The organism is Asticcacaulis sp. (genome assembly GCF_051956075.1).
Lineage (GTDB): Bacteria > Pseudomonadota > Alphaproteobacteria > Caulobacterales > Caulobacteraceae > Asticcacaulis.
Genome location: NZ_JBQCGA010000032.1, coordinates 40,475 through 65,847, shown reverse-complemented (window position 1 = coordinate 65,847; position 25,373 = coordinate 40,475). Strand labels below are relative to the sequence as shown.

The window sequence follows — 25,373 nt, the reverse complement described above, 5'->3', positions numbered from 1 at the left end:
GCCGGTGATCGAATCTTATAAACCGCCTAAGCCGCCTTTACGCCTCAAGAGCGTTCCTCGCTACGGGCAGGTCTATTGGTGTGATTTCTCCATATCCAATATATTGCCGGAGTTCGATGACGTTCATCCGGTCATCATCATTCGATCCGGGCAGAAACTGGCGAATCCGCATCTTGTCGTACCGCTGACGAGCCGCGATCATGAGGGCGATGTTTATGCTTATCGCCTGCCTGTCAATCCGCACCCGCAGAGACCCGGCGGAGCGAGTTGGGTCGTTTGCAACCACATCTACACTGTGGCTTCGGAGCGGCTTTGGCCCTTACAAAACCGCTTTAAGAACGATGTCTTTCCACTGATTCCGGCGCCGGACATGCAGCGCGTCGCCCGCCTGGTGCGTAAGGCGTTGCACCGCCTTATAACCGACTCTCTGTACGGTGAAGGCGAGACGGGTTGAAAAAAGACGGATGGGGTGTTATAAGACTCATACGGTCCTGAGACCGCTGGACATTGTCCTTGCCCCCGAAAGGGGGCTTGTAAAAAGGCTGGCGGACGATCCGCCAGCCTTTTGCATATCCCGCATTGATCTTCCCCTTCTGATCGAACGCGATTGCGGTTGCGTGAAAACTGTGTTTCCTTCTGCGCGACCGGGGCCACTCCGGCATACCACACAACAAACGGGTTAAGAGGAAACACATTCATGGCAAACGACGCTGCGCCTGCGCCTATCGCGCTGGGCAATCCCGCCGTGGTCGGTCTGGCCGGGTTCGGCATGACGACCCTGGCGCTGCAACTGCATAATCTCGGCTATATCGGCATTGCGCCGGTCTTGTGGCTGGGCTTCATATTCGGCGGGCTGGGCCAGTTCATCGCCGGTTTCATGGAGCAGAAGACCGGCAACAATTTCGGCTTTTGCGCCTTTGTCGGCTATGGCGCCTTCTGGATCTGGCTGTGCGCCTACATTATCGGCGATTCGACCGGCATCGCCCTGTTCAAGCTGGCCGACAGCGATCTGGCCTATATTCTGGCGGGCTGGGGCCTGTTCACCTTCGGCCTGTGGATCGCCTCCTGGCATATTTCCAAGGCGATGTGGCTGACCTTCCTGACCCTGACGCTCGGCTTTGCGGGGCTGGCCCTGGTCAAGTGGGGCCATACCGAGCTGTTAAAGCCCGCCGCCTATGACCTGATCCTGTGCGCCCTGACCGCCTGGTACATGATGTTCTCGATCATCTTCAAGAGCGTGTTCGGTCGCGACGTGCTGCCGATGGGCAAGCCGATCCTGTAAAGCGATTTACGTCTTTGTTGCGGGTGGACCGGCGGGGTCATTCTTCGGAGCGGCCTCGCCGTCGCCTTTTCTGAGCGTCGCAAAGATCAGGGTCGAGACGATGGTGAAGCCGCCCAGCAGCCAGAAGGCCTTGTGCAGGCCGCCGATCATCAGGGCGCGGTTGTCGGTGTCGGCGGGCAGGAAGAACAGGGTGATCAGGCCCGCCACCGCGACGCCGAACGAAACGGACAGTTGTTGCAGGGTGCTGGCTATGGTCGAGGCCCCGCTGGTCTGTTTGCGCGGCACGTCGGCATAGGCCAGCGTGTTCATGCTGGTGAACTGGATCGAGGTGATCAGGCCGTACACCAGCGCCAGGCCGATGATCAGCCAGACCGGCGTATGCGCGCCGACAAAGCCGAACAGGGCCAGCAGCACGCCGATGATCAGCGTGTTGACGCGCAATATGGCCGCATAGCCGAAGCGGTCGAGGAGGCGGGTGATGATCAGCTTGCTGCTCATGGCGCCCAGAGCCTGCGGCATGATCAACAGACCCGACTGCACCGGCGTCATGCCGAGGCCGACCTGATAGAGCAGCGGCAGCAGAAACGGCACGCCGCCGACGCCGAGGCGGGTGATGAAGCCGCCCGACACCGAGGTGGCGAAGGTGCGGATGCGGAACAGACCCAGCAGCAGCAGCGGAAACGGCGTCTTCGCCGCATGCAGCCCATAGCCGAACAGCAATATGCCCGATATGGCCAGCAGGCCCAGCACGCCGCCGATCCCCAGACGATGTTCGCCGAACACCTCCAATACATAGGACAGAAGCGCGACGCCGGAACCGAACAGGATCAGGCCGAGAAAATCGAGCGGGCGCGGCTTCGGATCGCGGAAATTGGGCAGTTTCAGCGCCACCAGCGCCATGCCCGCCAGCCCGACCGGAATATTGACGAAGAAGATGACGCGCCAGTGCAGATAATCGACGATCAGCCCGCCCAGCAGCGGTCCCAGCATCGGCGCCACCAGCATCGGAATGGCGACGAAGCTCATGGCGCGGACCAGATCGCGGTGGTCGAAGCTGCGCACCATGATCAGCCGCCCGACCGGGACCATCATCGCCCCGCCCATGCCTTGCAGCACGCGGAAAGCCACCAGCCAGTGAATATCGGTCGCAAGCCCGCACAGGAGCGAACCGAGCGTAAAGACGCCAATGGCCGAGGCGAAGACGCGGCGCGTGCCGAACCGGTCGGCCATCCAGCCTGAAATCGGAATAAACACCGCAAGCGCCAGCGTATAGCTGGACAGCACCGCCTTCATGCTCAGGGCCGTGACGTTGAGCGCATCGGCGATCACCGGCACGCCGGTATTGAGGATGGTGGTGTCGAGCGCTTCCATGAAGAAGGCCACCGCCACCAGCCAGGGCAGCAGCGGCCGGACCGCATCGAGATCGGGAAGGACGGATTTTACAGCCAAGGGCGCACTCCGGGGGAACGTCGTCTATATGGCCCCCGCGGCGTCATCTCGCAAGTGCGAGATCAGGCTTTCAGCCCTCCGAACCGGCCATGGGCGGGGCGCCGTCAGTGATCGGCGTGAAGCCGGTCACCTCGGATTCGGCGCGCTGACGCTGTTCGTCGGTCAGTTGCGCGGCCAGATCATCGGCCTCGCGCGCCGCGACCTTGTCGCCGCTATTGCCCGCGATGCGCAGCCATTTATAGGCTTCGGACGGGTTGAGCGGCACGCCGTCGCCGCGCTCATACAGCACGCCGAGATTATACTGGCTGTCCTTGACGCCGCGTTCGGCGGCCTTGCGGAACCACATGGCGGCCAGCGAGTGATCCTGCGATCCGCCGTCGCCTTCGTAATACATGGCGCCGAGATTATACATGGCCTTGGCGATCCCGCCCTCGGCGGCGCGCTGCGTCCACAGGCGCGCCTGAGTCTTGTCGGCGGGGATCAGGCGGTCCTGGCCGTTGTACAGCAGGGACAGGCGGAACTGCGCCGGGGCGTAGCCCTGATTGGCGACCTGTTTCAGCGCGTCGACCGCACCGGGCGCGCGCGCGTCCAGCGCCTTGATGGCGATATCGTAGCGCGTCTTGAGCGCCTGCTGGTTTTGAGCATCGTCGACCGCATCGGTCACCTGCACATTGGCGGCGATCGGCTGGCCGGGCTTGGCGCCTTCCGGCGTCGAATTCTTGAAGGCCAGATAGCCGACCGCGCCCACCCCGACCAGAGCCACCGCCAAAGACGACGCCTTCATGGCGTTCATCAAGGTGGCGCCCTTGTCCGCCGCCTTGTCCTTGCCAGCCTTATCCTTAGCGGGCGTGGTCTGGCGGCGCGACACGCCCGATTTCAGGCCGCCGAGCAGATTGCCGCGTTCAGATTGTCCTTCCAGACTGGCGCGCACGGCGGCGCGCGCGGCGGCCAGAGCGTCGCGCGTGGACATCGACAGGGAAGATTCCGGTTCAGGATCGGCCACCGGTTCAGCCTCATCGAGCGGCGCCTCAAGGACGTCATAGCCCGACGCGGCCTCGGGCTGAACGCGACCGGCCCCCTGACCTGACGGCGCGGTCTTGCGCGCGGCGTCGATTTCGGCGAACGGGTCGCTGTCGTCATCCTCCAGAGAGGCGGCGGGCGCAGGCTCCAGCGCGTCCTCCAGATCCTCCGGCGCGAACGGATCGAATTCCGGCTCGGACGCAGCGCCGAAATCGCCCAGCAGTCGGCCGGTCAGGTCAAAACTGTCATCGTCTGCGGCGGCGACCGGCGGCGCGACAGGCTTCGCCGCCTGCGGAGCCGCTTCTTCCGGCGCGTGGATTTCCAGATCCGGCGCCGCGTCGAACGGGTTGGACAGACCGTCATCGTCGTCTGCCGCCTTGGCGACGTTCGCCTTCGGCGCGCGGGCGGCTTCGGACAGCAGACTTTCGGTCTGGACGCGCGCCAGCTTTTCGTCGATGCGCGCGCGGGTTTCCTCAAGCAGCTTCGCCGTGCGCTCCTCGCTCTGGCGGATGCGTTCGGCCAGATCCTCGCGCGCGTGATCGCGCTGCTGGCCGACCTGTTCGCCGACGCTGGCCAGCACTTCGGCGGTGCGGCGCTCGCTGTCGGTAAGTTTGGCGCTCAGGCGCTCGGAAATGCGCGCGATTTCGCCGCCCAGACGCTCCAGCGCCTGCGCGTGACCACTTTCGCTGCGCGCGAGGCGGGCGTCCATGCCCTCGGCCAGACGCTGCATGTCGCGGCCCAGACGATCGACGCCAGCGGTGCTCGACGCCTCGACGCCGCTCATGCGGCGGTTGAGATTGTCGGCGATGCGCAGCACATCGTGGCCCATCTTTTCGATGGCGGAGGCCGAACGCTTCTCAGCGGCGCCGATGCGCGACTCGACCGCCTGCACGGCCTGCTCCAGGGTCTGCTGACGATTTTCGTCCAGCGCCTGACGCCATTCGTTGCGCGAATCGGCCACCTGACGCGACAGGTCGTCGGCCAGGCTTTTCAGCGAACGCACAGCCTCAGGATCGGTGACGTCGCCGCGCTCTTCGGCCCGGCTCATACGGCCCTCAAGCTGCGTGAAGGCGTGCTCCAGATTGCGGATCGCGCCCGTAGTCTGGGCCTCGGCGGCCTCCAGACGCTGCGACAACTGCGCCACCACCTTGTCGATCAGGCCCTGCGCGGTGCGCTCCGGGTCGCGCATCTCCATCTGGGTCAGCCGATGCGACAGGCCCAGCATGTCTTCGCGCACGTCCTTGAGCGAATCGCGGCTGCGCGCCTCGCCTTCATAGATCTGGTTGGCCAGCTTGCCGACCGCGCCTTCGAGCGAACGCACGGTTTCGGCGACCGGCCCTTCGCGCACCTGCGCCTCAAGCTTTGCGACGCGCTCACGCTCCTCGCGCACATGGCCGGACAGGCCTTCCAGACGTTCGGCCTGAGCGTCGATCAGCCGTTCGGCCTGATCGAGACGGTCGGCGAACAGGCCGGTGTCGGCCTCGGCGCGGCTCAGACGGTCGAAAGTCGTCTGCGACTGCTCGGCCAGACGGTCTTCAAGGGTTTCGCGCGTTTCGGCGTGGGCGGCTTCGGAGCGCTCCAGACGGCCCAGCAGCGACTCGACCGCCGCTGATACGCTGCGCACCGCGCCTGCGGAGCGGCTTTCCGAGGTTTCGATACGCGAGCCCAGCGATTCCAGCGCGCGCGCCACGCGGGTCAGGTCTTCGCTGTCGCGCGCCTCGCGCGGTTGGTCCTCGAAGATTGAGCGGCGGCGCAGATCGCGCGAACTTAAAGGGCGGGCGCCGGTCGAATAGGGCGCGCGCGGACGATCGGCCCAGACGGGCGCATGCGTGGACGGGCGACGCGACACGGGCGCCTCCAGTTCGTAAGCCTCGTCTTCGTCCTCATCATAATCAATTTCAGGAACCTGACGGGCGCGCGAACGGCCCTTGCGCGCATCCTCATCGCGAATCATCGCGCCGACGTCGCGGCCTTCGAGAATCATCTGGTTGAGCCATTCGCCCAAGGTCATGCCGGAACGGCGCGCCAGATCCTTGGCGACTTCCCGCGCCTTGGCGTCGATGCCTTTAACACTCCATGGTGCGCCCGCGCTCATGCGATTCCCCTAGCAAGGTTTGGAGCGAGCCTAAACCGCATCATCTAGCGTGTAAACACTCTGTTAACCACAATATCTTGCAAGGGGTTAATCATCTGTGGAAAGATGCGCACGATGTTATTTTACGGGAAGCGGTCGCTTTTGCGGTATGCGGCGCCAAATTCCTGCGCCGGCGACTTGCGGTCCTGCGCAATCCGCGACATAGGCGAAGCATGGACCTGACCTTGACCCTTACGGTGATTCTGTTGAGTCTGTCAGCCCTGCTGACAGTTTTTTTCGGTTTTATGGGCGCGCGGCCGGTCAATCCGAACAAGGGGCCGCGCATGGTGCCGTGGCGCTTTCTGATGCTGCTGACCTTTACGGCGAGCCTGCTGCTGCTCGTGCATCTTCTGACTCTGCTGGGCCTGAAAAGCGATCCGCCAATGTCGTACTGAGCCGGTTGCCTGAGCCGGTCGCGGCGGCGTGGACAAGCCATGCCCAAATCAGTATGGATGCCCTGCGCAGCAGTTTCACGGGAATATCCGCTCCATGTCCATCCGGTTCGCGATCAATGGCTATCAGGGCCGCATGGGACAGGCCGTGGCGCGCGTGCTGGGCGAGGGCGAGCATCCGATCGTCGCGCGCTTTGAAAAGGGCGACAGCTTCGATCTGAGCGCGGTGGACGCGGTGATCGACTTCTCGACGCCGGAGGCTTCGCTGGAGCTGCTGGAGGCCTGCGCCAGCGAGGGGCTGGCGCGCCCGAAGCCGTTGGTTCACGTCATCGGCTCGACCGGCTTTACGTCGGAACAGATCGACGCCATCGCGCCCTTCGCCGATCAGGTGGTCATTGTGCGTTCCGGCAATTATTCGCTGGGCGTCAACCTGCTGGCCGGACTGGTGAAGCAGGCGGCGGCGCGGCTGAACGCGCAGGACTGGGACATCGAGATTTTCGAGGCGCATCATAGGCGCAAGGTCGATGCGCCATCCGGCACCGCCCTGATGCTGGGCGAGGCGGCGGCGCTGGGCCGCGGCGTCGAGCTGGCCGACAAGAAGGTCGCCGCGCGCGACGGCATCACCGGCGCGCGCAGGCCGGGCGATATCGGCTTTTCGGTCGTGCGCGCGGGCGGCATTGTCGGCGAACATTCGGCCATCATCGCCTCAGAGGACGAGGTCATCACCCTGTCGCATTCGGCGCGCGACCGCACCCTGTTCGCGCGCGGCGCCCTGCAGGCGGCGCTGTGGGGCGCGCGTCAGGCGCCGGGCGTTTACGACATGCAGGACGTGCTGGGCTTTTAGAGCTATTTCACCCGCGTCGCTGCGCCGGAAAACGGGCAGGCCGCGCCATGCCAGGCCGTGCAGTCGCCGCTTTCCGAGACGGTGAGGCGGTCGCCGGTCTGCAGCATATCGACCGAGCAGACCGCGCCGGTGTCCTTGCTGGTCAGGCTGACGCGCAGATGGTTGTCTGCGATCTGCTGTGACGGCGCGCCGCCCGCCAGACCCGCATCGCCGGTGCAGGCGTCTTTGGCGGTGATCAGGGTGACGCGATGGAGCGGCGAGATCCGCACCATCAGATCGCCCTCATATTTGCCGGGCCACGGATCGTAGGCGGGGGCCGGTTGCGGCGGCGCGGCGGCCTGCTGTTGCGGCGGCGGCGCAGGCTTTGAGCAGGCCGTCAGCAGCAGGCAGGCGAACAGGACGCGGCGCCTCATGCCGCATCGGCCTTGAACTGGTCGGCCAGCAGTCGCGCCTCGGCGGCGTGGCTGGAGCCTGCGCGCCAGACAACGGCGATGTCGCGGAAGGCATGATCCGAGGCCAGCGGGCGCACGCAGACCTCGCCTTCGCGCGCCAGTCCGGCCTCGACCGCCATGGCGGGCAGCAGCGAGACGCCGAGGCCCGACCCGACCATCTGCACCAATGTGTTCAGCGAGGTCGCCGCGAAGCCGCCGCCGAGAGAATCCGGGCGCGCGGCGTAGGTGGCCAGCGATTCCTGCGTCCCGCCCGGTGCCGTCCACGAACAGGCCGCCAGGGCGTGATCGCGCAGGCAATGGCCGTCCTCCAGCAGGATCATTTCCTCGTTCTTCAGCGCTTCGGGCGCGATGCTGTCCGCCTGGGCCAGCGGGTGGCCGCTCGGCGTCGCCGCCAGGATTTCGTCGCGCATGACAAAGGCGTGGTCGAGGCCGTTCAGATCCCACGGCAGGGCGATGACGGCGGCGTCGAGCGCGCCGCTGCGCAGGGCGCCGATCAGCCGCGCCGTCTGGTCTTCGCGCAGGAACAGGCGCAGATCGGGATAGGTCTGGCGCAGCCGCAGCAGCGCCCTCGGCAAGAGGAAAGGCGCGATGGTCGGAATGACGCCGAGCCGGAAGCGGCCCGACAGCGGACGGCCCGCGCCATGCGCCGCCTCAACCAGATCCTCGGCCCGCGCCAGTATCTCCTCGGCGCGCTTCAGCGTCTCCTCGCCGACCGGGGTCAGGATCACCTGCCCGCGCGAGCGATCGACCAGCCGCGCGCCCAGAATCTTCTCCAGCTCGGCAATCCCTGACGACAGGGCGGGCTGCGACACATAGGCCGCTTCCGCCGCCGCCATGAAGCTCTTATGTTCGGCGAGCAGTTTCAGATATTGCAATTGGCGCAGGGTCGGGAGCATGGCGCTTACATAAGCATGATTTATGCAAACGCCAAAAAGCAAAATTGGATTTTTGTTTCACGGCGGTGAAATCGCGCGCAAAATCATGATTTTGAACGACCCCAGCCCGGAAAGACCTGACGACCCATGCCGCTCGACGCCCTGTACGCCGCCCTGCCCGCCTATGCCCGCGATCTGACGCAGAACCTGACCGCGCTGGCCGACGATTCCAGCCTGAGCGAACAACAGAAATGGGGCGCCATGCTGGCCTGCGCCCACGCCGTCGGCGTTCCGGGCGTCATCCGCCCGCTGGAGGCGCATGTCGCCGATATCCTGACGCCTGAGGCGGTGGCGGCGGCGAAGGCGGCTTCGGCGATCATGGGACTGAACAATATCTATTACCGCTCTTTGCACCTGATGCGGAACAAGGACTATGAGACCCTGCCGTCGAAACTGCGCATGAACATTCTGCGCAATCCGGGCGTGGACAAGATCGATTTCGAGCTGTGGTGCGTGGCGGTGTCGGCGGTCAATGGCTGCGGCCTGTGCCTCGACAGCCACGAAAAGGCGCTGCGTGATCATGGCGTCGGCGCTTTGCAGGTGCAGACCGCGCTGCGCATCGCCTCGGTCGTCCACGCGATTTCGGCGGTCGTGCGCGCCGAGGCCGCGGCGGCGCTTGCATAAATTTAATTTATGAGAAAATAAAATAAAATAGATTTGCTCTATTGCGATGAATATGGTTTTTGCATTGCATCACCACCAACCCCTAAGGAGATCCCTTCATGGCCCTCATCAACACCGCCATCAAGCCGTTCAAGGCCACCGCCTACAAGCAAGGCAAGTTTGTCGATATTTCCGACGCCGACACCAAGGGCAAGTGGTCGATCTTCTTCTTCTACCCGGCCGACTTCACCTTTGTGTGCCCGACCGAGCTGGAAGACCTGGCCGGCATCTATCCTGAACTGCAGAAGCTGAACGTCGAAGTCTTCTCGGTCTCGACCGACACGCACTTCTCGCACAAGGCGTGGCACGACACCTCGCCCGCCATCGGCAAGATCGACTATTACATGGTCGGCGACCAGTCGGGCGCGCTGACCAACAATTTCGACGTCATGCGTCCGGGCGTCGGCCTGGCCGACCGCGGCACCTTCCTGGTCGATCCGGACGGCGTCATCCAGTTCATGGAAATCACCTCCGAAGGCGTCGGCCGTAACGCCACCGAACTGCTGCGCAAGGTCAAGGCCGCGCAATATGTCGCCTCGCACCCCGGCGAGGTCTGCCCGGCCAAGTGGGAAGAGGGTGAAAAGACCCTGGCCCCGTCGCTCGATCTGGTCGGGAAGATCTAAATCGAAGGCGTGGGGGAAACAGTCTTTCCCCCACGAACCCTCTTTGAAGTTGAGAAAAGCGCCCTTGGGGGCGGCCCTGCGGGCGCTTTTCACATTTTCCTTATGCAGGCTTTGCGGAGCCTGAATATGGACAATGAATCCCTTGAAAATTTAAGGAGCAAGCCATGCTCGACCAAGGCATGAAGGCGCAATTAAAGGCCTATCTGGAGAATCTGCGCGTTCCCATCGAACTGATCGCGCATGTCGATGACGGCGCCAAGTCGCGCGAGATGCTCGACCTGCTCGAAGACATCGTGGCGGCCTCGGCCAAGGTCAGTCTGAGTGTAAAAAACGGTTCGCGTGAGGCGCGTGTTCCGTCTTTCGATATCGTGCGGACCGGATCGGATGTGGCCGTGACCTTTGCGGGCCTGCCCATGGGGCATGAGTTCACCTCGCTGGTGCTGGCCCTGTTGCAGGTCGGCGGCCATCCGCCGCGCGTCGAGGCCGATGTGATCGAGCAGGTCAAATCCCTGCCGATCGACGGCGAGCTGCGCTTTGAAACCTATTTCTCGCTGTCATGCCAGAACTGCCCCGATGTGGTGCAGGCGCTGAACCTGATGAGCATCCTCAACCCGAAGATCAGACACGTCGCCATCGACGGCGCCCTGTTCCAGAAAGAGGTCGAGGATCGCAAGATCATGGCCGTGCCGACGGTGCTGCTGAACGGCGAACCGTTCGCGCAAGGGCGCATGGGGCTGGAGGAAATTCTGGCGAAGATCGACACCGGCGCGCATCAGCGCGAGGCCGAAAAGATCAACGCCAAGTCCGAATTCGACGTGCTGGTGGTCGGCGGCGGTCCGGCGGGTGCGGCGGCGGCCATCTATGCCGCGCGCAAGGGCATCCGCACCGGGGTTCTGTCCGAGCGTTTCGGCGGTCAGGTGCTGGATACGATGGATATCGAGAACTTCATCTCGGTGTCGCACACCGAAGGCCCGAAGCTGGCGACCGCGCTGGAGCAGCACGTCAAGGACTATGAGGTCGATATCATGAACCTGCAACGCGCCACGAAGCTGACCCCGGCTTCGGAGCCCGGCGGTCTGGCCGAGGTGGCGCTGGAAAACGGCGCGCGGGTGAAGGCCCGCACGGTCATCCTGGCCACCGGCGCGCGCTGGCGGCAGATGGGCGTGCCGGGCGAGGAGACCTATCGCAACAAGGGCGTCGCCTTTTGCCCGCACTGCGACGGGCCTTTGTTCAAGGGCAAGCGCGTGGCGGTGGTTGGCGGCGGCAATTCCGGCGTCGAGGCGGCCATTGATCTGGCGGGCATTGTGGCGCATGTGACGCTTTTGGAGTTCGCGCCGGAGCTGCGCGCCGACGCGGTGCTGCAACGCAAGCTCTACAGCCTCTCCAATGTCACGGTCATCACCAACGCCCAGACCACCGAGGTCACGGGCAATGGCGAGAAGGTCACCGGCCTGACCTATAAGGACCGCATCCATGACGTCACGCACGACATCGCGCTGGACGGCATTTTCGTGCAGATCGGCCTTGTTCCGAATACGGAATGGCTGAAGGGGACGCTGGCCCTGTCGAAGCACGGCGAGATCGAGGTCGATGCGCGCGGCGCAACCTCCGCCCCCGGCGTGTTCGCGGCGGGCGACTGTACGACCGTGCCCTATAAGCAGATCGTCATCGCCATGGGCGAAGGCTCCAAGGCGGCGCTGTCGGCCTTCGATCATCTGATCCGCACGCCCCTGGCCGCCGAACCGTTGGCGGCGGAGTGATCACTGCGCCGGGGCGGTCACTTCCGTCCCGGCGGCCTTCAGCCGGTCGAGCACCCCGTTGGCGCTGAGAAGCTCAGGCAGGCCGACCACGGCCAGGGTGTCTCCCGGCGTTTTGAGCGCCTCGTCAATCGCGCGCGCCATCCCGCCGACATAGTCATTGTCATAGGCCGCGCGCCAGCCGGGCAGCGCCATGTCGCAGGCCTGACCCGCCGGAGCGCGGTAGGTCGCCAGCAAAGTCGTCACATCGCCCTGCGCCCAGGCTTGCGCCGCCTGCGGTAAGGTGGCCCGATCGTAATCGGCGGCGTCGAGAAATTCGGTCAGGCAGGCCTCGTTCTGCGCCGCGTTCATCGTCAGCCACTGGTCGGTGATGAAGTTGCTGCGGGCAAAGCTGGCCTGCTTCACCGGCACGCGCGCCTGCACGGCCAGCAGGTTGACGGCATCCAGCACATCGAGATTGCGGATATGATGATCGTGGCGGAAGCGGTCATAAAAGTTCGATCCGGCGCGCACCGGCAATAGCCCTGCGTAATCGCGCATCGGCGTCACGCCTTCGCGCGCCACGGCGGCCTGGAAACGGCTGTAGGTCGCGGGCGAGACCACGTCGCGCAGGTTTTGTCCTTTCAGCACGGATTGCTCGCGCCAGCGTTTCTCCCCGGCGGAATCGCTCCATGCCTGCACGGGCAGGATCAGCGCTTTGGCGGTGCGCAGGATGCGGCGCACGCGCTGCTGATCCCAGCTTAACCCTTCCGGCGTTTCGTAGGGCGCGGCCAGAATCCACACCGTCGCCCCGCCGCGCGTCGCCTTCCACAGCGCCGGTCCCGGCTCGGAACGGACGATGACGGTGGTGATCTGCGGCTCGGCGGCGGCAGGACGATGAAAGAGGGCCGCCCCGATCAGGACGGCCATGACAAGACAGAGACGCATAGGCGCTTTTTAGCGATTTGCCGTTACGCGCGCAACTTTCTCAAGTCAGGCGGAAAGGCGGCGCTCCGCCGTGCGGCTATCGGAGTGATTGCCCTTACCTTCCTTCCAGCACCGCGCGGATCAGCGACAGTTTCGTCTCCGTTTCCATGCGCTCGGCGACCGGGTCGCTGTCGGCGACGATGCCGCCGCCCGCCGCCGCGCGGATGCGCCAGCCATCAGGGCCAGACTCGCAGGCCAGGGTGCGGATCAGCACGTTCGACTCCATCGCCCCGCCGACGTCGAGCGCGAACAGCGTACCGCAATAGGGGCCGCGCGCCGCCTCCATCTCGGCGATCACCTTCATCGCCTGCACCTTGGGTGCGCCGGAGATCGAACCGGCGGGCAGGGTCGCCAGCAGCAGGTCCGCCGCGTTCAGACCGGGGCGCAGGCGCCCGCGCACCGACGACACCAGATGATGCACATTGGGATAGCTCTCCAGCGTATTGAGCGCATCCACCCCGACGCTGCCGATCTCGGCGACGCGCGACAGGTCGTGGCGCATCAGATCGACGATCATCAGATTCTCGGCGCGGTCCTTGGCGCTGGCCATCAGGTCGGCGGCCTGAGCCGCGTCGTCTTCGGGCGTCGCGCCGCGCGGGCGCGTGCCCTTGATCGGGCGCGTCTCCATGACGCCGTCGGCGTCGAGGCGGATAAAGCGTTCCGGGCTGTTGGAGACGATGGCGCGATCCCCGAAACGCAGGTAACCGCCGAACGGCGCCGGACCGCGCGCATGTAGGGCGGCGGCCAGATCGCCGGGCGTCAGGCCGTCACGTAAGGCGCCGGTCCAGCCGCGCGCCAGATTGGCCTGAAACAGGTCGCCCGCATGTATCTGCTGCACCAGCGCGGCCACCTTGTCCTCGTGCGCGTCGTCGGGCGTTTCCGATTGCAGCGCGCCGTCGAGAAAGGCGCCCTCATGGACGGGCGCCTGCGGCGTCGCCTCATAGAGCGCGGTCAGCTTCTGCATCGCCGCCCGTGCGCGCTGCGGATCGGCGCCGCGCCCACAAATGATCAGGCTGTGCGCCTGATGGTCGAAAACCAGCGCCGCCGGATAGCGCAGCAGCAACAGGTCCGGCCAGGCCGCGCCGCCTTCGATGCGGAATGGACGGCGGCGCAAATTTTCCAGCCGCGCGCCCAACTCGAACCCCGCCAGCCCGATCACGCCGCCGGTGAAATAACCGATATCTTCGCCGGAGGCCGCGCAGGCGGCGCGCAGCAGACCGGCGATGTCAGCGTCGGCGTCATGCGTGACCGCGTCCTGCACGTCCGGCACGGCGGTCAGATAGCTGTAACGCCCGAACCGTCTGCCGTCGGACAGTAACGCGCAGGCGTGATCGTGCGTGAACCAGGCGGCGATGCGGGCGTGAAAATCGCTGGCGTCCAGCCGCGTTTGCGCCAGATGCGTTAGGGGTTCAGGCTGATCACGTAAAAAGGATAACATTCACAGCAACTTGATTCGATTGTGGCGCCTGCGCCCGCCATTATGGTGAACAGGATTTGATATTGGGCGCCGCATCTGCGGACCGGATTTCAAAGCCTATGGATGGAGGTCCATTGATCAAACTTATCAGGAGCGATTAGCGCTTCGGCAGGTCTGCCGCGTTATCGCTCCTGATTTTTATCCAACATCGTACACATCAACGGAACGGCGGCTCGTCGAAGGCGCGCAGCTTGCGCGAATGCAGCTTCGGCCCGAAACCGCGCAGGATCTTCATCGTCTCGATGCCGATGTCGATATGTTCGCGGATGGCGCGTTCATAGAAATGGTTGGCCTGTCCGGGAAGCTTCAGTTCGCCGTGCAGCGGCTTGTCCGACACGCACAGAAGCGTCCCGTAAGGCACGCGGAAGCGATAGCCCTGCGCGGCCAGGGTCGCCGACTCCATGTCGATGGCCACCGCGCGCGATTGCGAAAAGCGCAGGGCGCTCAAGGTGTAGCGCAGTTCCTAGTTGCGGTCGTCGGTGGTCACCACCGTGCCGGTGCGCAGCCGCTTTTTCAGCGCATCGCCGTCCTCGCCGGTGATGGCGACGGCGGCCTGGCTCAGGGCCTGCTGCACTTCGGCGATCGGCGGGATCGGGATTTCCGGCGGCAGCACGTCGTCCATGACATGATCGTCGCGCAGGTAAGCGTGCGCCAGCACATAGTCGCCGATGCTCTGCGACGGGCGCAAACCGCCGCAATGGCCGATCATCAGCCAGACGTGCGGGCGCATCACGGCCAGATGGTCGGTGATGTTCTTGGCGTTGGACGGGCCGACGCCGATATTGACCAGAGAAATGCCCTGACGGCCTTCGGCCAGCAGGTGATAGGACGGCATCTGATGCTTGCGCCACGGCGAATTGGCGATCAGCTCCTCCGGGTTCGGCGTATCCCTGGTGACCACGAAATTGCCGCAGCACGACAGCGCCGTGTAGGGGCTGTCGGGCCTGCGCAACTGCTCCAGCGCATAGGTGACGAACACATCGACATAGCGATGATAGTTGGTCATCAATATGTAGCTTTGCGTGTGTTCGGCGGGCGTGCCGGTATAGTGTTTGAGCCGCGCCAGCGAGAAGTCGGTGCGCAGGCCGTCGAACAGGGCCAGCGGATGATGGCCCTGCGCGTCCTTGATGTCGAGGCCGTCGGCGACCTCGTTGCCGATCAGGGCCAGTTCGGTGGCCGGGAAATGCCGCGCCAGATCGAGCGCCGAGACGCTGTTGAGATCCAGCCCCGCGCCGTCCAGCACGTAAGGATAGGGGATTTCCTGATCCGACACGCTGACCGAGACCTCGGCGCCGTAGTCGCGGATCATCAGCTCGAGCTGCTCCTCGATATGGGCGCCGAAAATGTCAGGACGGGTGATCGAGGACGAATAGGAACCGGGGCGGGAGAAGCGCGCAAAGGCGCGGTTCACCTGAGGGTGGCGGTTGTGCTGGATCAGCGCCTCGTCTTCGGCGTCGTGCTGGCCGCGCCAGATCACGGTCAGCTTGGGATAGCAATAGCGTCCGGCGGCGCGCTGCGCTTTTGACGGCAGGGCGCGGTCTTCGAGATAGGCGTGCAGATCGGCCTGCAGATGGGCGACGGCCTGATTGTAGATGTCGCGGAGATGGGCGACGGCTTGCGACGCGGAAAGCGGCGTCGCGTCCTTGGGTTTCATCGGTTTGTTCATGATCATATGTAGCACGACCGCAAACGCTTCGCCAATCGGGCGATATGTGAATTTTTATTGCGGCCTAAAGTCGAGCGTCAGGCTCCATGCTTTGATGCAGGATACGAACAATGATCAACGATTCCATCTCGACGCGGAAATAGAGGGTGTGCGAGGCGACATTGAATTTGTAATAGCCCGGCTTGACAAGGTCCGTCCTGCGCCCTTTGCGTCGTCCTTCAAGAAGGTCGTCGCAGGCCTCCCGGACGGCGGTCACATAGGCGTCAGCCTGGCTTGCCGACCAATGCTCGGCAGAATAGTCCCAGATGGCGGCCAAGTCCATCTGGGCGCGATGAGACAGGATGAGGCGTTTCAAGCCTTGCGGGCCTTAATCTTTTGCGCGAAGTCCAGATGGCGGCCCGCCAAAAAATCATCGAAGTCGAAATCGGCCGAATAGCCAGAGGCCTCGCCCTCATCGAGCGCGGCGCGCAAAGCGCTGAGTTTGGCTTCCTGGTCCTCCAGAAGCCGCAAACCCGCGCGCACAACATCGCTTTGCGTCGCGAAGCGTCCAGACCTGACCTCGCCCTCAAGGAAGGCGGCGGCCTGATCATCGAGAGTCAGGGAGACGGGTTTGGTCATGACATTGGCTCCTGCTGCGGAGTGTAGGCTGCAAATCCTTTAATCTCAAGTCATCGTCATCGGGCGCAGGCCCAGTTCGCGCATCAGGTGTGCGTCCGTGCCGCGTTCCGGGTTCGGCGTGGTCAGCAATTGGTCGCCGACGAAGATCGAGTTGGCGCCCGCCATAAAGCACAAGGCTTGCAGTTCCTCGCTCATTTCGGTGCGGCCCGCGCTCAGGCGCACCATGGATTTGGGGCAGACGATGCGCGCCACCGCGACGGTGCGCACGAATTCCAGCCCCGAAATCCCGCCTTCCTTTTGCGCGCGCTCGCCCAGCGGCGTGCCGGATACCGCGACCAGATTGTTGATCGGCAGGGAATCGGGATGGTGCGGTAAGGTGGCGAGCTGATGGAGGAAGGACACCCGGTCCTCGCGGCTTTCGCCCAGGCCCAGAATGCCGCCGCAGCAGGTCTTCATGCCCGCATCCGCCACAGCCTGCAAGGTGTCGAGCCGTTCGGCGTAGCTGCGCGTCGTGACGACGGAGTCGTAATATTCCGGCGAGGTGTCGAGATTGTGGTTGTAATAGTCAAGCCCCGCTTCTTTCAGTGCGACGGCCTGTTCGGGCCGCAACATGCCCAGCGTCATGCAGGTCTCCAGCCCCAGCGCCTTGACGCCGCTGACCATCTCGGTCAGGGCCGGAACGTCGCGGTCCTTCAGTTCGCGCCACGCCGCGCCCATGCAGAAGCGCTGCGCCCCGCCGTCCTTCGCGGCCTGCGCGGCGGCCAGCACCTCATCGACCGGCATCAGTTTGGAGGCTTTCAGACCGGTGTCGAAATGCGCCGATTGCGAGCAGTAACCGCAGTTTTCGGCGCAGCCGCCCGTCTTGACCGACAGAAGCTGCGATAGCTGCACTTCGGACGGATCGAAGCTCTGGCGATGCACGCTGGCGGCCTGATAGACCAGTTCCATGAAAGGCAGGTCGAACAGGGCGGCGATCTCGGCCTTCGTCCAGTCGTGGCGCAGGGTGACAGTATGCAGGGTGTCGGGCATGGAAGGTCTCCTTGTCCGGCTGACTTAGCGCCCCGCGATGAGGAGGTCAAACAGGATAGGTTGTGCTGCTTATTTCATATAAAGATATGTTTATGTCTTTATTGCGTAATGGGCCTTGAGCCGCTATAAGGGCGAAAATCTCATTCGTAACAGGATTCCCGCCCATGGCTGACCATATCGTCCGTGACCTTTCTCTGGCTCCGTGGGGCCGCAAGGAAATCGAGATCGCCGAAGGCGAAATGCCGGGCCTGATGGCCACGCGCGAAGAGTTCGGCAAGGACAAGCCGCTCAAGGGCGCGCGCATCGCCGGTTCGCTGCACATGACCATCCAGACGGCGGTGCTGATCGAGACGCTGCAGGCGCTGGGCGCCGAGGTGCGCTGGGCGTCGTGCAACATCTTCTCGACGCAGGACCACGCCGCCGCCGCCATCGCCGCCACCGGCACGCCGGTCTTCGCGGTCAAGGGCGAGACGCTGGAGGAATACTGGGACTATGCGCACAAGATTTTCGAATGGCATGATGGCGGCTATCCGAACCTGATCCTCGACGATGGCGGCGACGCGACTTTGCTGTGCGTGCTGGGTCCGAAGGCCGAAAAAGACCCGTCGATCCTCAACAATCCGACCAATGAGGAAGAAGAAGCGCTCTACGCCGTCATGAAGCGCTACCTGAAGGACAAGCCCGGCTTCTATTCGGCCATCGCCAAGGCGATCACCGGCGTGTCGGAAGAGACCACCACGGGCGTGCATCGCCTCTACGCCATGGCGCAGAAGGGCGAACTGCCGTTTCCGGCCATCAATGTCAACGACTCGGTGACCAAGTCGAAGTTCGACAACCTCTATGGCTGCCGCGAATCGCTGGTGGACGCCATTCGCCGCGCCACCGACGTGATGCTGGCCGGCAAGGTCGCGATCGTGCTTGGCTATGGCGATGTCGGTAAGGGTTCGGCGGCCTCGCTTCGCAATGGCGGCGCGCGCGTCATCGTCACCGAGATCGACCCGATCTGTGCGCTTCAGGCCGCGATGGAAGGCTATGAGGTGCGCACGGTCGAGGAGGTCGCGGGCCAGGGCGACATCTTCGTCACCTGCACCGGCAATAAGGACGTGCTGCGCCTTGAGCACATGCGCGAGATGAAGCACAACGCCATTGTCTGCAATATCGGGCACTTCGATTCCGAAATCCAGATCAGCGCCCTGCGCAACTACAAGTGGGACGAGATCAAGCCGCAGGTCCACCATGTCGAATTCCCGGACGGCAAGAAGATCATCGTGCTGTCCGAAGGCCGTCTAGTGAATCTCGGCAACGCGACCGGCCATCCGTCCTTCGTCATGTCGGCCTCGTTCACCAACCAGACCCTGGCTCAGATCGAGCTGTGGACGCGCGGTTCGCACTACGACAAGAAGGTCTATACGCTCCCTAAGCACCTCGACGAAAAAGTCGCCATGCTGCACCTGGAAAAGCTCGGCGCGAAACTGACCGTGCTGAACAAGGAGCAGGCTGACTATATCGGCGTCGCGGTCGAAGGCCCGTTCAAGCCGGAGCATTATCGCTACTAAGTTTTTAGCGAAGAGAGGAGTTAGGCGGCGCATTCCGGTGCGTCGCTTTTCTTTTGCTAATGAGCGCCATTCCTATAGCCGCGCTCTTTGGGAAGGGATGAGCAGCGAATGTCTTTCTCCTGCGCCCTGATGCGACCATTGCGAGCCGATATGATTAAATGGCTTTGAACCTCGCTGCCGTGATCGCCACATTCCCAAACGACAAGATTCGTTGGACTCGCGGTATTTAACAGGGCCTGCCAGGCGGGCAGCGGCATTTCCAATAGCGTGTCGGGTTTATTGACGGCATGAAAGGCATGAAGATGTGGATCCTTTGTCGAAACGCCGACGGCGGCATATTGTAGCTTGCCGCAGGGCAATGTTCCGATTTGCAGCAAAAATTCCGTGGCGTGTCCGTCCCGGTCGAAATCCGCAAAATGCATAATCGACGTCTTGGGGCGGCGTCTGATGTCAGCCGCAAGCTTCGGATCGTTCATTTCAGCACGCCCAAAATCAGCTTCCTGAACGGGATATGTCTGTAAGGCCGCCTTTCCCTTCAGATTATCTGCGTAGGGATAGTCGAAATGACCGAATAGCGGTCGCAAATCCATGCGTTCGACTTCGCGGCCATTGCGGGTTCGGACCAGCCAGAGATTGCCATATTCGCCATAGGCAAGCCCTGAACACGGACAGGTCAGGGCCATATCGACGTCTTTGGCGTCGCATACAGGCAGATGTTTGCCGATCCAGACCAGTCGCCAGGTTTCCTTGACGCCCTTGATCGTGATTGTCTGTTGCTCACGCACCGACATTGCGGACGGCTTTGCCGAGGCGCTGTTCAGCGCAACAAGGGCAAGTATCGCGCAAGTGACGCCGATAATTTTGTACATGACTCCCCCGCTTCACGATCAGCCTGACTGCTTAAGTCTAAGGCTTCAAAAAAGCCCGCCGTCGATGTTTCGGCGGCGGGCTTGATGTGATCGGCGAAGCGCCTAGTCCGCGCGCGCCAGGTTACGCAGCACGAACGGCATGACGCCGCCATTCTTGTAGTATTCCAGCTCGGTCGGCGTATCGATGCGGCAGCGCACCGGGAAGCGCGCGACCTTGCCGTCCGAGGCGCGGAACAGCTCGACGATCAGTTCGGCGCGCGGTTGCAGGTTTTCCAGACCGCGGATGGTGACGATTTCCTCGCCGGTCAGGCCCAGCTTGGACCAGCCATCGACCTTGAACTGCAAGGGCAGAACGCCCATGCCGACCAGGTTGGAGCGGTGGATGCGCTCGAACGACTCGGCGATGACCGCGCGCACGCCTTGCAGGCGCGTGCCCTTAGCCGCCCAGTCGCGCGACGAGCCGGTGCCGTATTCCTTGCCCGCGAAGATGACCAGAGAACGGCCTTCGGACTTGTAGCGCATGGCCGCGTCATAGATCGGCATGACGTCGCCCGACGGGAAGTGCTTGGTCACCCCGCCTTCGATCTCCGGCGTCATCTTGTTGCGGATGCGGATATTGGCGAAGGTGCCGCGCATCATGACTTCGTGATTGCCGCGGCGCGCGCCATAGGAGTTGAACTCCGTCACCGGCACGCCATGCTCGGACAGGTAAAGCCCGGCGGGCGAGGTCTTTTTGATATTGCCGGCGGGGCTGATGTGGTCGGTGGTGATCGAGTCGCCGAAAATGCCCAGGACGCGCGCTTCGACAATGTCGGTCACCTTGTCCGGCGTCATGGTCATGCCGTCGAAATAGGGCGGGTTGGCGACATAGGTCGAGGCCGGATCCCAGTCATAGGTCTGGCCGCCGGACACCTTGATCGCCTGCCAGTGCTCGTCGCCCTTGAAGACGTCCGAATAGCGCTTGTCGAACAGGGCATTGGAGACGAACTGGTCCTGCAATTCCTTGATCTCCGCCTTGGTGGGCCAGATGTCCTTGAGGAAGACCGGCTGGCCGTCCGAACCGATACCGAGCGGTTCTTCGCGCAGGTTCATCTTGGTCGAGCCCGCCAGCGCATAGGCGACGACCAGAGGCGGCGAAGCCAGATAGTTGGCGCGCACGTCGGGGCTGACGCGGCCTTCGAAATTGCGGTTGCCGGACAGGACCGCCGAGGCGACCAGATCATTGGCGTTGATCGCCGCCGAAATCGCGTCGGGCAGGGGGCCGGAATTGCCGATGCAGGTCGTGCAGCCATAGCCGACCAGATTGAAGCCGAGCGCGTTGAGGTGCGGGGTCAGGCCGGAATCGTTGAGATAGTCGGTGACGACCTGCGAGCCGGGCGCCAGCGAGGTCTTGACCCACGGCTTGACGCTCAGGCCCTTCTCATGCGCCTTTTTCGCCAGTAGGCCCGCCGCGATCAGCACGCTCGGATTGGAGGTGTTGGTGCAGGAGGTGATGGCGGCGATGACGACATCGCCGTGGCCGACGGTGAAGTCCGCGCCTTCGACGGCGACCTGCTTGTCTTCTTCGCCCGCCTTGCCGAACTCACCGGCCAGGGCCGAGGCGAACTCGGTCGAGACCTGCGACAGCGGCACGCGGTCCTGCGGACGCTTGGGGCCGGCCAGGGACGGCTCGACGCTCGACAGGTCCAGCTCCAGCGTGTCGGTGAAGATCGGCGTGTGCTCAGGGTCGTACCACCTGCCCTGCGCCTTGGCGTAGGCTTCGACCAGAGCGACGCGCTCAGGGGCGCGGCCCGACTTGTTGAGATAGTCGAGCGTCGCCTGCGAGACCGGGAAGATGCCGCAGGTCGCGCCATATTCCGGGGCCATATTGGCGATGGTCGCCTGATCTTCGAGCGTCATATGTTGCAGGCCGTCGCCGAAATATTCGACGAACTTGCCGACCACGCCCTTTTTGCGCAGCATCTGGGTGATGGTCAGGACGAGGTCGGTGGCGGTCACGTCGTCGGCCAGGCGGCCGGTCAGCTTGAAGCCGATCACTTCGGGGATCAGCATCGGGATCGGCTGGCCCAGCATGGCGGCCTCGGCCTCGATGCCGCCGACGCCCCAGCCCAGCACGCTCAGGCCATTGATCATGGTGGTGTGAGAATCGGTGCCGACCACGGTGTCGGGATAGGCGACTTCGCCGCCATCCGCCACATTCGTCCAAACGGTCTGGGCCAGATATTCGAGATTGACCTGGTGGCAGATGCCGGTGCCCGGCGGCACGACGCGGAAATTGTTGAAGGCGGACGAGCCCCAGCGCAGGAAGTTGTAGCGCTCGATATTGCGCTCATATTCGCGCTCGACATTCTTTTCGAAGCTGTCCTGATGGCCGAAATAATCGACCATAACCGAGTGGTCGATCACGAGGTCAACCGGGTTGAGCGGGTTGATCTTGGCCGGGTCCGCGCCCAGCTTGACCATGGCGTCGCGCATGGCGGCGAGGTCGACCACAGCCGGAACGCCGGTGAAGTCCTGCATCAGAACGCGCGCCGGGCGGAAGCTGATTTCGTGCTCGACCGCGCCCTTGTTCTTCGTCCAGGCGGCGATGGCGGCGATGTCGTCCTTCGACACCGACACCCCGTCTTCGTTGCGCAGCAGGTTTTCCAGCAGCACCTTCATCGAATAGGGCAGGTGGGAGACGCCGTCGAGGCCGTTCGCCTCGGCGGCTTTCAGGTCATAATAGGCGTAGGATTTATCGCCGACCGCGAGGGTCGATTTCGTCTTGTAGCTGTCAATAGCCGACATGGGCCATATCCTTTCACGTTCGCCCGCCCGCTGGTCACGATGACAAGCGCCAATTCGGGATCGCGCGAGAAGCCGCAGACGCACAGGGTCTTGCAGCCGCGCAAGCGACGCCCCGAAGGCGGGCGCAAACCTTCTACCCCCGCGCGGCGATTTCGTCCACGAAAAGCCCGATAAAGACGCGGTAAAAAGTGACGAGGAAGACGCTGCGCCGACGGTCTCTTTCCGGCCGCGCCCATCCGCGTTAGGATGACGGCTCCTGAAGGAGGCGTTTCATCATGGCGATCACCGGCATAGGCGGTCTGTTCTTCCGCGCGCAAAATCCAGCGGCTTTGTGCGACTGGTACAGGACGCATCTCGGCGTCGATGTCGGCGGCATATGGAGTCAGCAGGCGGGCATGAGCCTGATCGCGCCTTTCAAGGCCGACACCGACTACTTCCCCGCCGACAAGGCGTTCATGCTGAACTTCCGCGTCGATGCGCTCGACCCGTTGCTGGAATCCTTGCGCGCCTCAGGCGTGGAGGTGATCGTCAAGCCGGAATGGGACGCGCCCGAAACCGGACGCTTTGCGCGCATCCACGACCCGGAGGGCAACGCCATCGAACTGTGGCAACCGCCTGCGCACTAGGGCGGACCGCAAAGCTACGGTCGCGTAATGTCCGTCAGGGGCCTTTGCGCTTTTTTACGCGCCAAAACACCAGGCAATGACGGCTTTCTGGGCGTGGATGCGGTTTTCCGCCTCGTCCCAGATCACCGACTGCGGGCCGTCGATCACCTCGTCCGTCACCTCCTCGCCGCGGTGGGCGGGCAGGCAGTGCAGGAACAGGGCGTCGGGCTTGGCCAGCTTCATCAGTTCGCTGTTGACCTGATAGGGCTGGAAGGCCGCAAGGCGTTCGTCGTGGTCGAGATCGCCCATCGACACCCAGGTGTCGGCCAGCACGACGTCGGCGTCCCTGGCGGCGACCGCCGGATCGTTCGTCACCGTCACCTTAGCGCGCGACTCCGAGGCGAAGACCAGAGCCTGCGGGTTCGGGCGATAGGCGTCCGGGCAGGCTATGGCCAGCTCGAAGCCGAAGCGCGCGGCGGCATGGATGAAGCTGGTGCACATATTGTTGCCGTCGCTGATCCAGGCCAGCTTCTTGCCTGCAATGGTCCCGCGATGCTCCTCAATGGTCTGGATGTCGGCGAGGATCTGGCACGGGTGCGAAAAGTTGGTCAGGCCGTTGATCACCGGAACGCTCGCCGCGCGCGCCAGACGCAGCACGTCGTCGTGCTCGTTGGCGCGGATCATGATGGCGTCCACCATGCGCGACAGGACGCGCGCCGTGTCCTCGATCGTCTCGCCGCGGCCAAGCTGCATGTCCGAAGCGGTCGAGATGATGGCGTCGCCGCCCAGTTGCCGGATGGCGGCGTCGAAGGAGAAGCGCGTGCGCGTCGAGTTCTTCTGAAAGATCATGGCCAGAACGCGGTCTTCCGCCGGGGCGTCGGCGTCAACGCGGCCCTTGGGCCAGCCCTGACGCGCGGCCTTGCGGGCGTGCGCGTCATCGACAAGGACGCGCAGTTCGTCCGAGGTCAGGTCGCAGATGTCGAGAAAGTGCCGGGTCATCAGACGGCCTCCTTCAGCTTTTCGCGCGCGGCGATAAAGGTCTTTTCCAACAGGCCGATGGCTTCGCGCGCCTCGGCCTCGGTGACGTTGAGCGGCGGCAGCAGGCGGACGCAATTGTCCGAGCCGCCGGCGATCAGCAGGCCGTTGTCGCGCGCCAGCGCCATGATCTCGCGATTGTTCGGAACCAGCTTCATGCCGGTCAGAAGACCCTTGCCGCGCACCTCGACGATCATGTCGGGGAAGGCGGCTTTCAGCCCCTCCATCTGCTGGCGCAGATAGGCGGAGACGCGATTGACATTGTCGAGCAGTTCAGGCTTCGAAATCTCGCCAAACGCCGCCAGACCCACGGCCATGGCCAGCGGATTGCCGCCGAAGGTCGAACCGTGCGAGCCGACCACCATGCCCGACGCCGCATCCTCGGTCGCCAGACACGCCCCGATCGGGAAGCCGCCGCCCAGCGCCTTGGCCACGGTCATGACATCCGGGGCGATGTCGGCATATTCATAGGCCCACAGCTTGCCGGTGCGGCCCATGCCGCACTGGATCTCATCGAAGATCAGCAGCAGGCCGTACTGGTCGCACAGCTCACGCAGGCCTTTCAGGCAGACGGCGGGCAGGTCGCGCAAGCCGCCTTCGCCCTGCACCGGCTCGATGATGATGGCGGCGGCGGTCGGGCTGGCGGCGGCTTCGCGCACCGCGTCCATATCGCCGAACGGCAGGTGGATATAGCCAGGCAGGCGCGGGCCGAAGCCGTCGAGATAGGCCTCATTGCCCGCGGCGGTCACGGCGGCGTAGGAGCGGCCATGAAAGGCGCCGGAAAAGCCGATCACGTCGATGCGTTCCGGCTGGCCTTTCGAGGCATGGTATTTGCGCGTCAGCTTCAGCGCGCACTCAACCGCCTCGGTGCCGGAATTGGTGAAGAACACCTTGTCGGCGAAGGATTTTTCACACAGTTTCTCGGCCAGTTCGTCCTGACCGGGGATGCGGAAAATGTTGGAGACGTGCCACAGCTTTTCGGCCTGCGCCTTCAGGGCTTCGACCAGAACCGGCGCGGCGTGGCCTAAGCCATTGGTGGCGATGCCCTGCACGAAATCCAGATAGGCGCGGCCCGATCGGTCATACAGTCGGACGCCTTCGCCGCGTTCCACCGCGATGGGGGCGCGAGAATAGACACCGAACAGATGATCGTCAGAAGGGGCCATGGCCGTATCCTTGTCGTTGATTACAAAAAGGAAAAGGACCGCATCAGC

Annotated in this window: 22 protein-coding genes and 1 pseudogene; 9 read left to right on the top strand and 14 right to left on the bottom strand. The window is 63.7% G+C overall.

What is annotated here, in order from left to right; genetic code table 11:
• The first annotated feature begins 4 nt into the window (after positions 1-4).
• Positions 5-454, top strand: coding sequence for a type II toxin-antitoxin system PemK/MazF family toxin (locus ACTHLA_RS08750; RefSeq protein WP_440187473.1), 450 nt, complete (start codon positions 5-7; stop codon positions 452-454).
• Between the two features lie 243 nt (positions 455-697).
• Complete coding sequence (locus tag ACTHLA_RS08745) at positions 698-1,282, top strand: acetate uptake transporter (RefSeq protein WP_440187470.1); 585 nt, start codon at positions 698-700, stop codon at positions 1,280-1,282.
• A 6-nt stretch (positions 1,283-1,288) separates the two neighbouring features.
• Here ACTHLA_RS08745 and ACTHLA_RS08740 read toward each other — a convergent pair whose 3' ends face one another.
• Together ACTHLA_RS08740 and ACTHLA_RS08735 are read right to left on the bottom strand one after the other, a co-directional pair.
• Positions 1,289-2,731, bottom strand: coding sequence for a DHA2 family efflux MFS transporter permease subunit (locus ACTHLA_RS08740; protein WP_440187467.1), 1,443 nt, complete (start codon positions 2,729-2,731; stop codon positions 1,289-1,291).
• 70 nt (positions 2,732-2,801) lie between these two features.
• Positions 2,802-5,846, bottom strand: a complete 3,045-nt coding sequence (locus ACTHLA_RS08735; RefSeq protein ID WP_440187464.1) for a hypothetical protein — start codon at positions 5,844-5,846, stop codon at positions 2,802-2,804.
• Between the two features lie 212 nt (positions 5,847-6,058).
• On the opposite strand from ACTHLA_RS08735, the gene ACTHLA_RS08730 reads away from it, so the two are divergent.
• Positions 6,059-6,280 carry a hypothetical protein gene (locus ACTHLA_RS08730; RefSeq protein ID WP_440187461.1) on the top strand — a complete coding sequence of 74 codons (222 nt, stop codon included), beginning with the start codon at positions 6,059-6,061 and terminating at the stop codon, positions 6,278-6,280.
• A gap of 94 nt (positions 6,281-6,374) precedes the next feature.
• Positions 6,375-7,121, top strand: a complete 747-nt coding sequence (dapB, locus tag ACTHLA_RS08725) for a 4-hydroxy-tetrahydrodipicolinate reductase (RefSeq protein WP_440187458.1) — start codon at positions 6,375-6,377, stop codon at positions 7,119-7,121.
• A 2-nt stretch (positions 7,122-7,123) separates the two neighbouring features.
• Here dapB and ACTHLA_RS08720 read toward each other — a convergent pair whose 3' ends face one another.
• A complete protein-coding gene (locus ACTHLA_RS08720) occupies positions 7,124-7,534 on the bottom strand; it encodes a hypothetical protein (protein WP_440187455.1) in 411 nt (136 codons plus the stop codon).
• The gene (locus tag ACTHLA_RS08715; RefSeq protein WP_440187452.1) at positions 7,531-8,469 is read right to left on the bottom strand and encodes a hydrogen peroxide-inducible genes activator; all 939 of its coding nucleotides are present in this window, start codon (positions 8,467-8,469) and stop codon (positions 7,531-7,533) included. The genes ACTHLA_RS08720 and ACTHLA_RS08715 overlap by 4 nt, the downstream gene beginning before the upstream one ends.
• A gap of 126 nt (positions 8,470-8,595) precedes the next feature.
• Between ACTHLA_RS08715 and ACTHLA_RS08710 the strand changes: the two genes are divergently transcribed.
• From ACTHLA_RS08710 to ahpF, 3 genes are all read left to right on the top strand, one after another.
• Positions 8,596-9,132, top strand: coding sequence for a carboxymuconolactone decarboxylase family protein (locus tag ACTHLA_RS08710; protein ID WP_440187449.1), 537 nt, complete (start codon positions 8,596-8,598; stop codon positions 9,130-9,132).
• A gap of 98 nt (positions 9,133-9,230) precedes the next feature.
• A complete protein-coding gene (gene ahpC / locus ACTHLA_RS08705; RefSeq protein WP_440187446.1) occupies positions 9,231-9,794 on the top strand; it encodes an alkyl hydroperoxide reductase subunit C in 564 nt (187 codons plus the stop codon).
• Between the two features lie 164 nt (positions 9,795-9,958).
• Positions 9,959-11,554: an alkyl hydroperoxide reductase subunit F gene (gene ahpF, locus ACTHLA_RS08700; RefSeq protein ID WP_440187443.1), complete on the top strand. Its 1,596-nt coding sequence runs from the start codon at positions 9,959-9,961 to the stop codon at positions 11,552-11,554.
• Here ahpF and ACTHLA_RS08695 read toward each other — a convergent pair whose 3' ends face one another.
• From ACTHLA_RS08695 to bioB, 6 genes and pseudogenes are all read right to left on the bottom strand, one after another.
• Entirely contained in the window at positions 11,555-12,478 is a 924-nt protein-coding gene (locus ACTHLA_RS08695) for a TraB/GumN family protein (RefSeq protein WP_440187440.1), read from the bottom strand.
• Between the two features lie 94 nt (positions 12,479-12,572).
• Entirely contained in the window at positions 12,573-13,955 is a 1,383-nt protein-coding gene (locus tag ACTHLA_RS08690) for an anthranilate synthase component I family protein (RefSeq protein WP_440187437.1), read from the bottom strand.
• A gap of 196 nt (positions 13,956-14,151) precedes the next feature.
• Positions 14,152-15,648: pseudogene (locus tag ACTHLA_RS08685) on the bottom strand (AMP nucleosidase).
• A 76-nt stretch (positions 15,649-15,724) separates the two neighbouring features.
• Complete coding sequence (locus tag ACTHLA_RS08680) at positions 15,725-16,015, bottom strand: type II toxin-antitoxin system RelE/ParE family toxin (protein WP_440187434.1); 291 nt, start codon at positions 16,013-16,015, stop codon at positions 15,725-15,727.
• Positions 16,012-16,278, bottom strand: coding sequence for a type II toxin-antitoxin system ParD family antitoxin (locus ACTHLA_RS08675; RefSeq protein WP_440187432.1), 267 nt, complete (start codon positions 16,276-16,278; stop codon positions 16,012-16,014). The genes ACTHLA_RS08680 and ACTHLA_RS08675 overlap by 4 nt, the downstream gene beginning before the upstream one ends.
• Before the next feature lie 45 nt (positions 16,279-16,323).
• Positions 16,324-17,307: a biotin synthase BioB gene (gene bioB / locus ACTHLA_RS08670; protein WP_440187429.1), complete on the bottom strand. Its 984-nt coding sequence runs from the start codon at positions 17,305-17,307 to the stop codon at positions 16,324-16,326.
• Positions 17,308-17,471: 164 nt separating this feature from the next.
• Here bioB and ahcY point away from each other — a divergent pair, with 164 nt between their 5' ends.
• On the top strand, positions 17,472-18,863 hold the full coding sequence (gene ahcY / locus ACTHLA_RS08665; RefSeq protein WP_440187426.1) for an adenosylhomocysteinase: 1,392 nt from the start codon (positions 17,472-17,474) through the stop codon (positions 18,861-18,863).
• 56 nt (positions 18,864-18,919) lie between these two features.
• Here the strand turns inward: ahcY and ACTHLA_RS08660 are convergent, their stop codons facing one another.
• A complete protein-coding gene (locus tag ACTHLA_RS08660) occupies positions 18,920-19,732 on the bottom strand; it encodes a hypothetical protein (RefSeq protein WP_440187423.1) in 813 nt (270 codons plus the stop codon).
• Positions 19,733-19,834: 102 nt separating this feature from the next.
• On the bottom strand, positions 19,835-22,519 hold the full coding sequence (gene acnA / locus ACTHLA_RS08655; protein ID WP_440187420.1) for an aconitate hydratase AcnA: 2,685 nt from the start codon (positions 22,517-22,519) through the stop codon (positions 19,835-19,837).
• A 275-nt stretch (positions 22,520-22,794) separates the two neighbouring features.
• Between acnA and ACTHLA_RS08650 the strand changes: the two genes are divergently transcribed.
• Positions 22,795-23,145 (top strand): VOC family protein, encoded by a 351-nt coding sequence (locus ACTHLA_RS08650; protein ID WP_440187417.1) that lies wholly within the window; start codon positions 22,795-22,797, stop codon positions 23,143-23,145.
• 54 nt (positions 23,146-23,199) lie between these two features.
• Here the strand turns inward: ACTHLA_RS08650 and argF are convergent, their stop codons facing one another.
• Together argF and ACTHLA_RS08640 are read right to left on the bottom strand one after the other, a co-directional pair.
• A complete protein-coding gene (gene argF, locus ACTHLA_RS08645) occupies positions 23,200-24,123 on the bottom strand; it encodes an ornithine carbamoyltransferase (protein WP_440187414.1) in 924 nt (307 codons plus the stop codon).
• Complete coding sequence (locus ACTHLA_RS08640) at positions 24,123-25,325, bottom strand: aspartate aminotransferase family protein (protein WP_440187411.1); 1,203 nt, start codon at positions 25,323-25,325, stop codon at positions 24,123-24,125. The genes argF and ACTHLA_RS08640 overlap by 1 nt, the downstream gene beginning before the upstream one ends.
• Between the last annotated feature and the right edge of the window lie 48 nt (positions 25,326-25,373).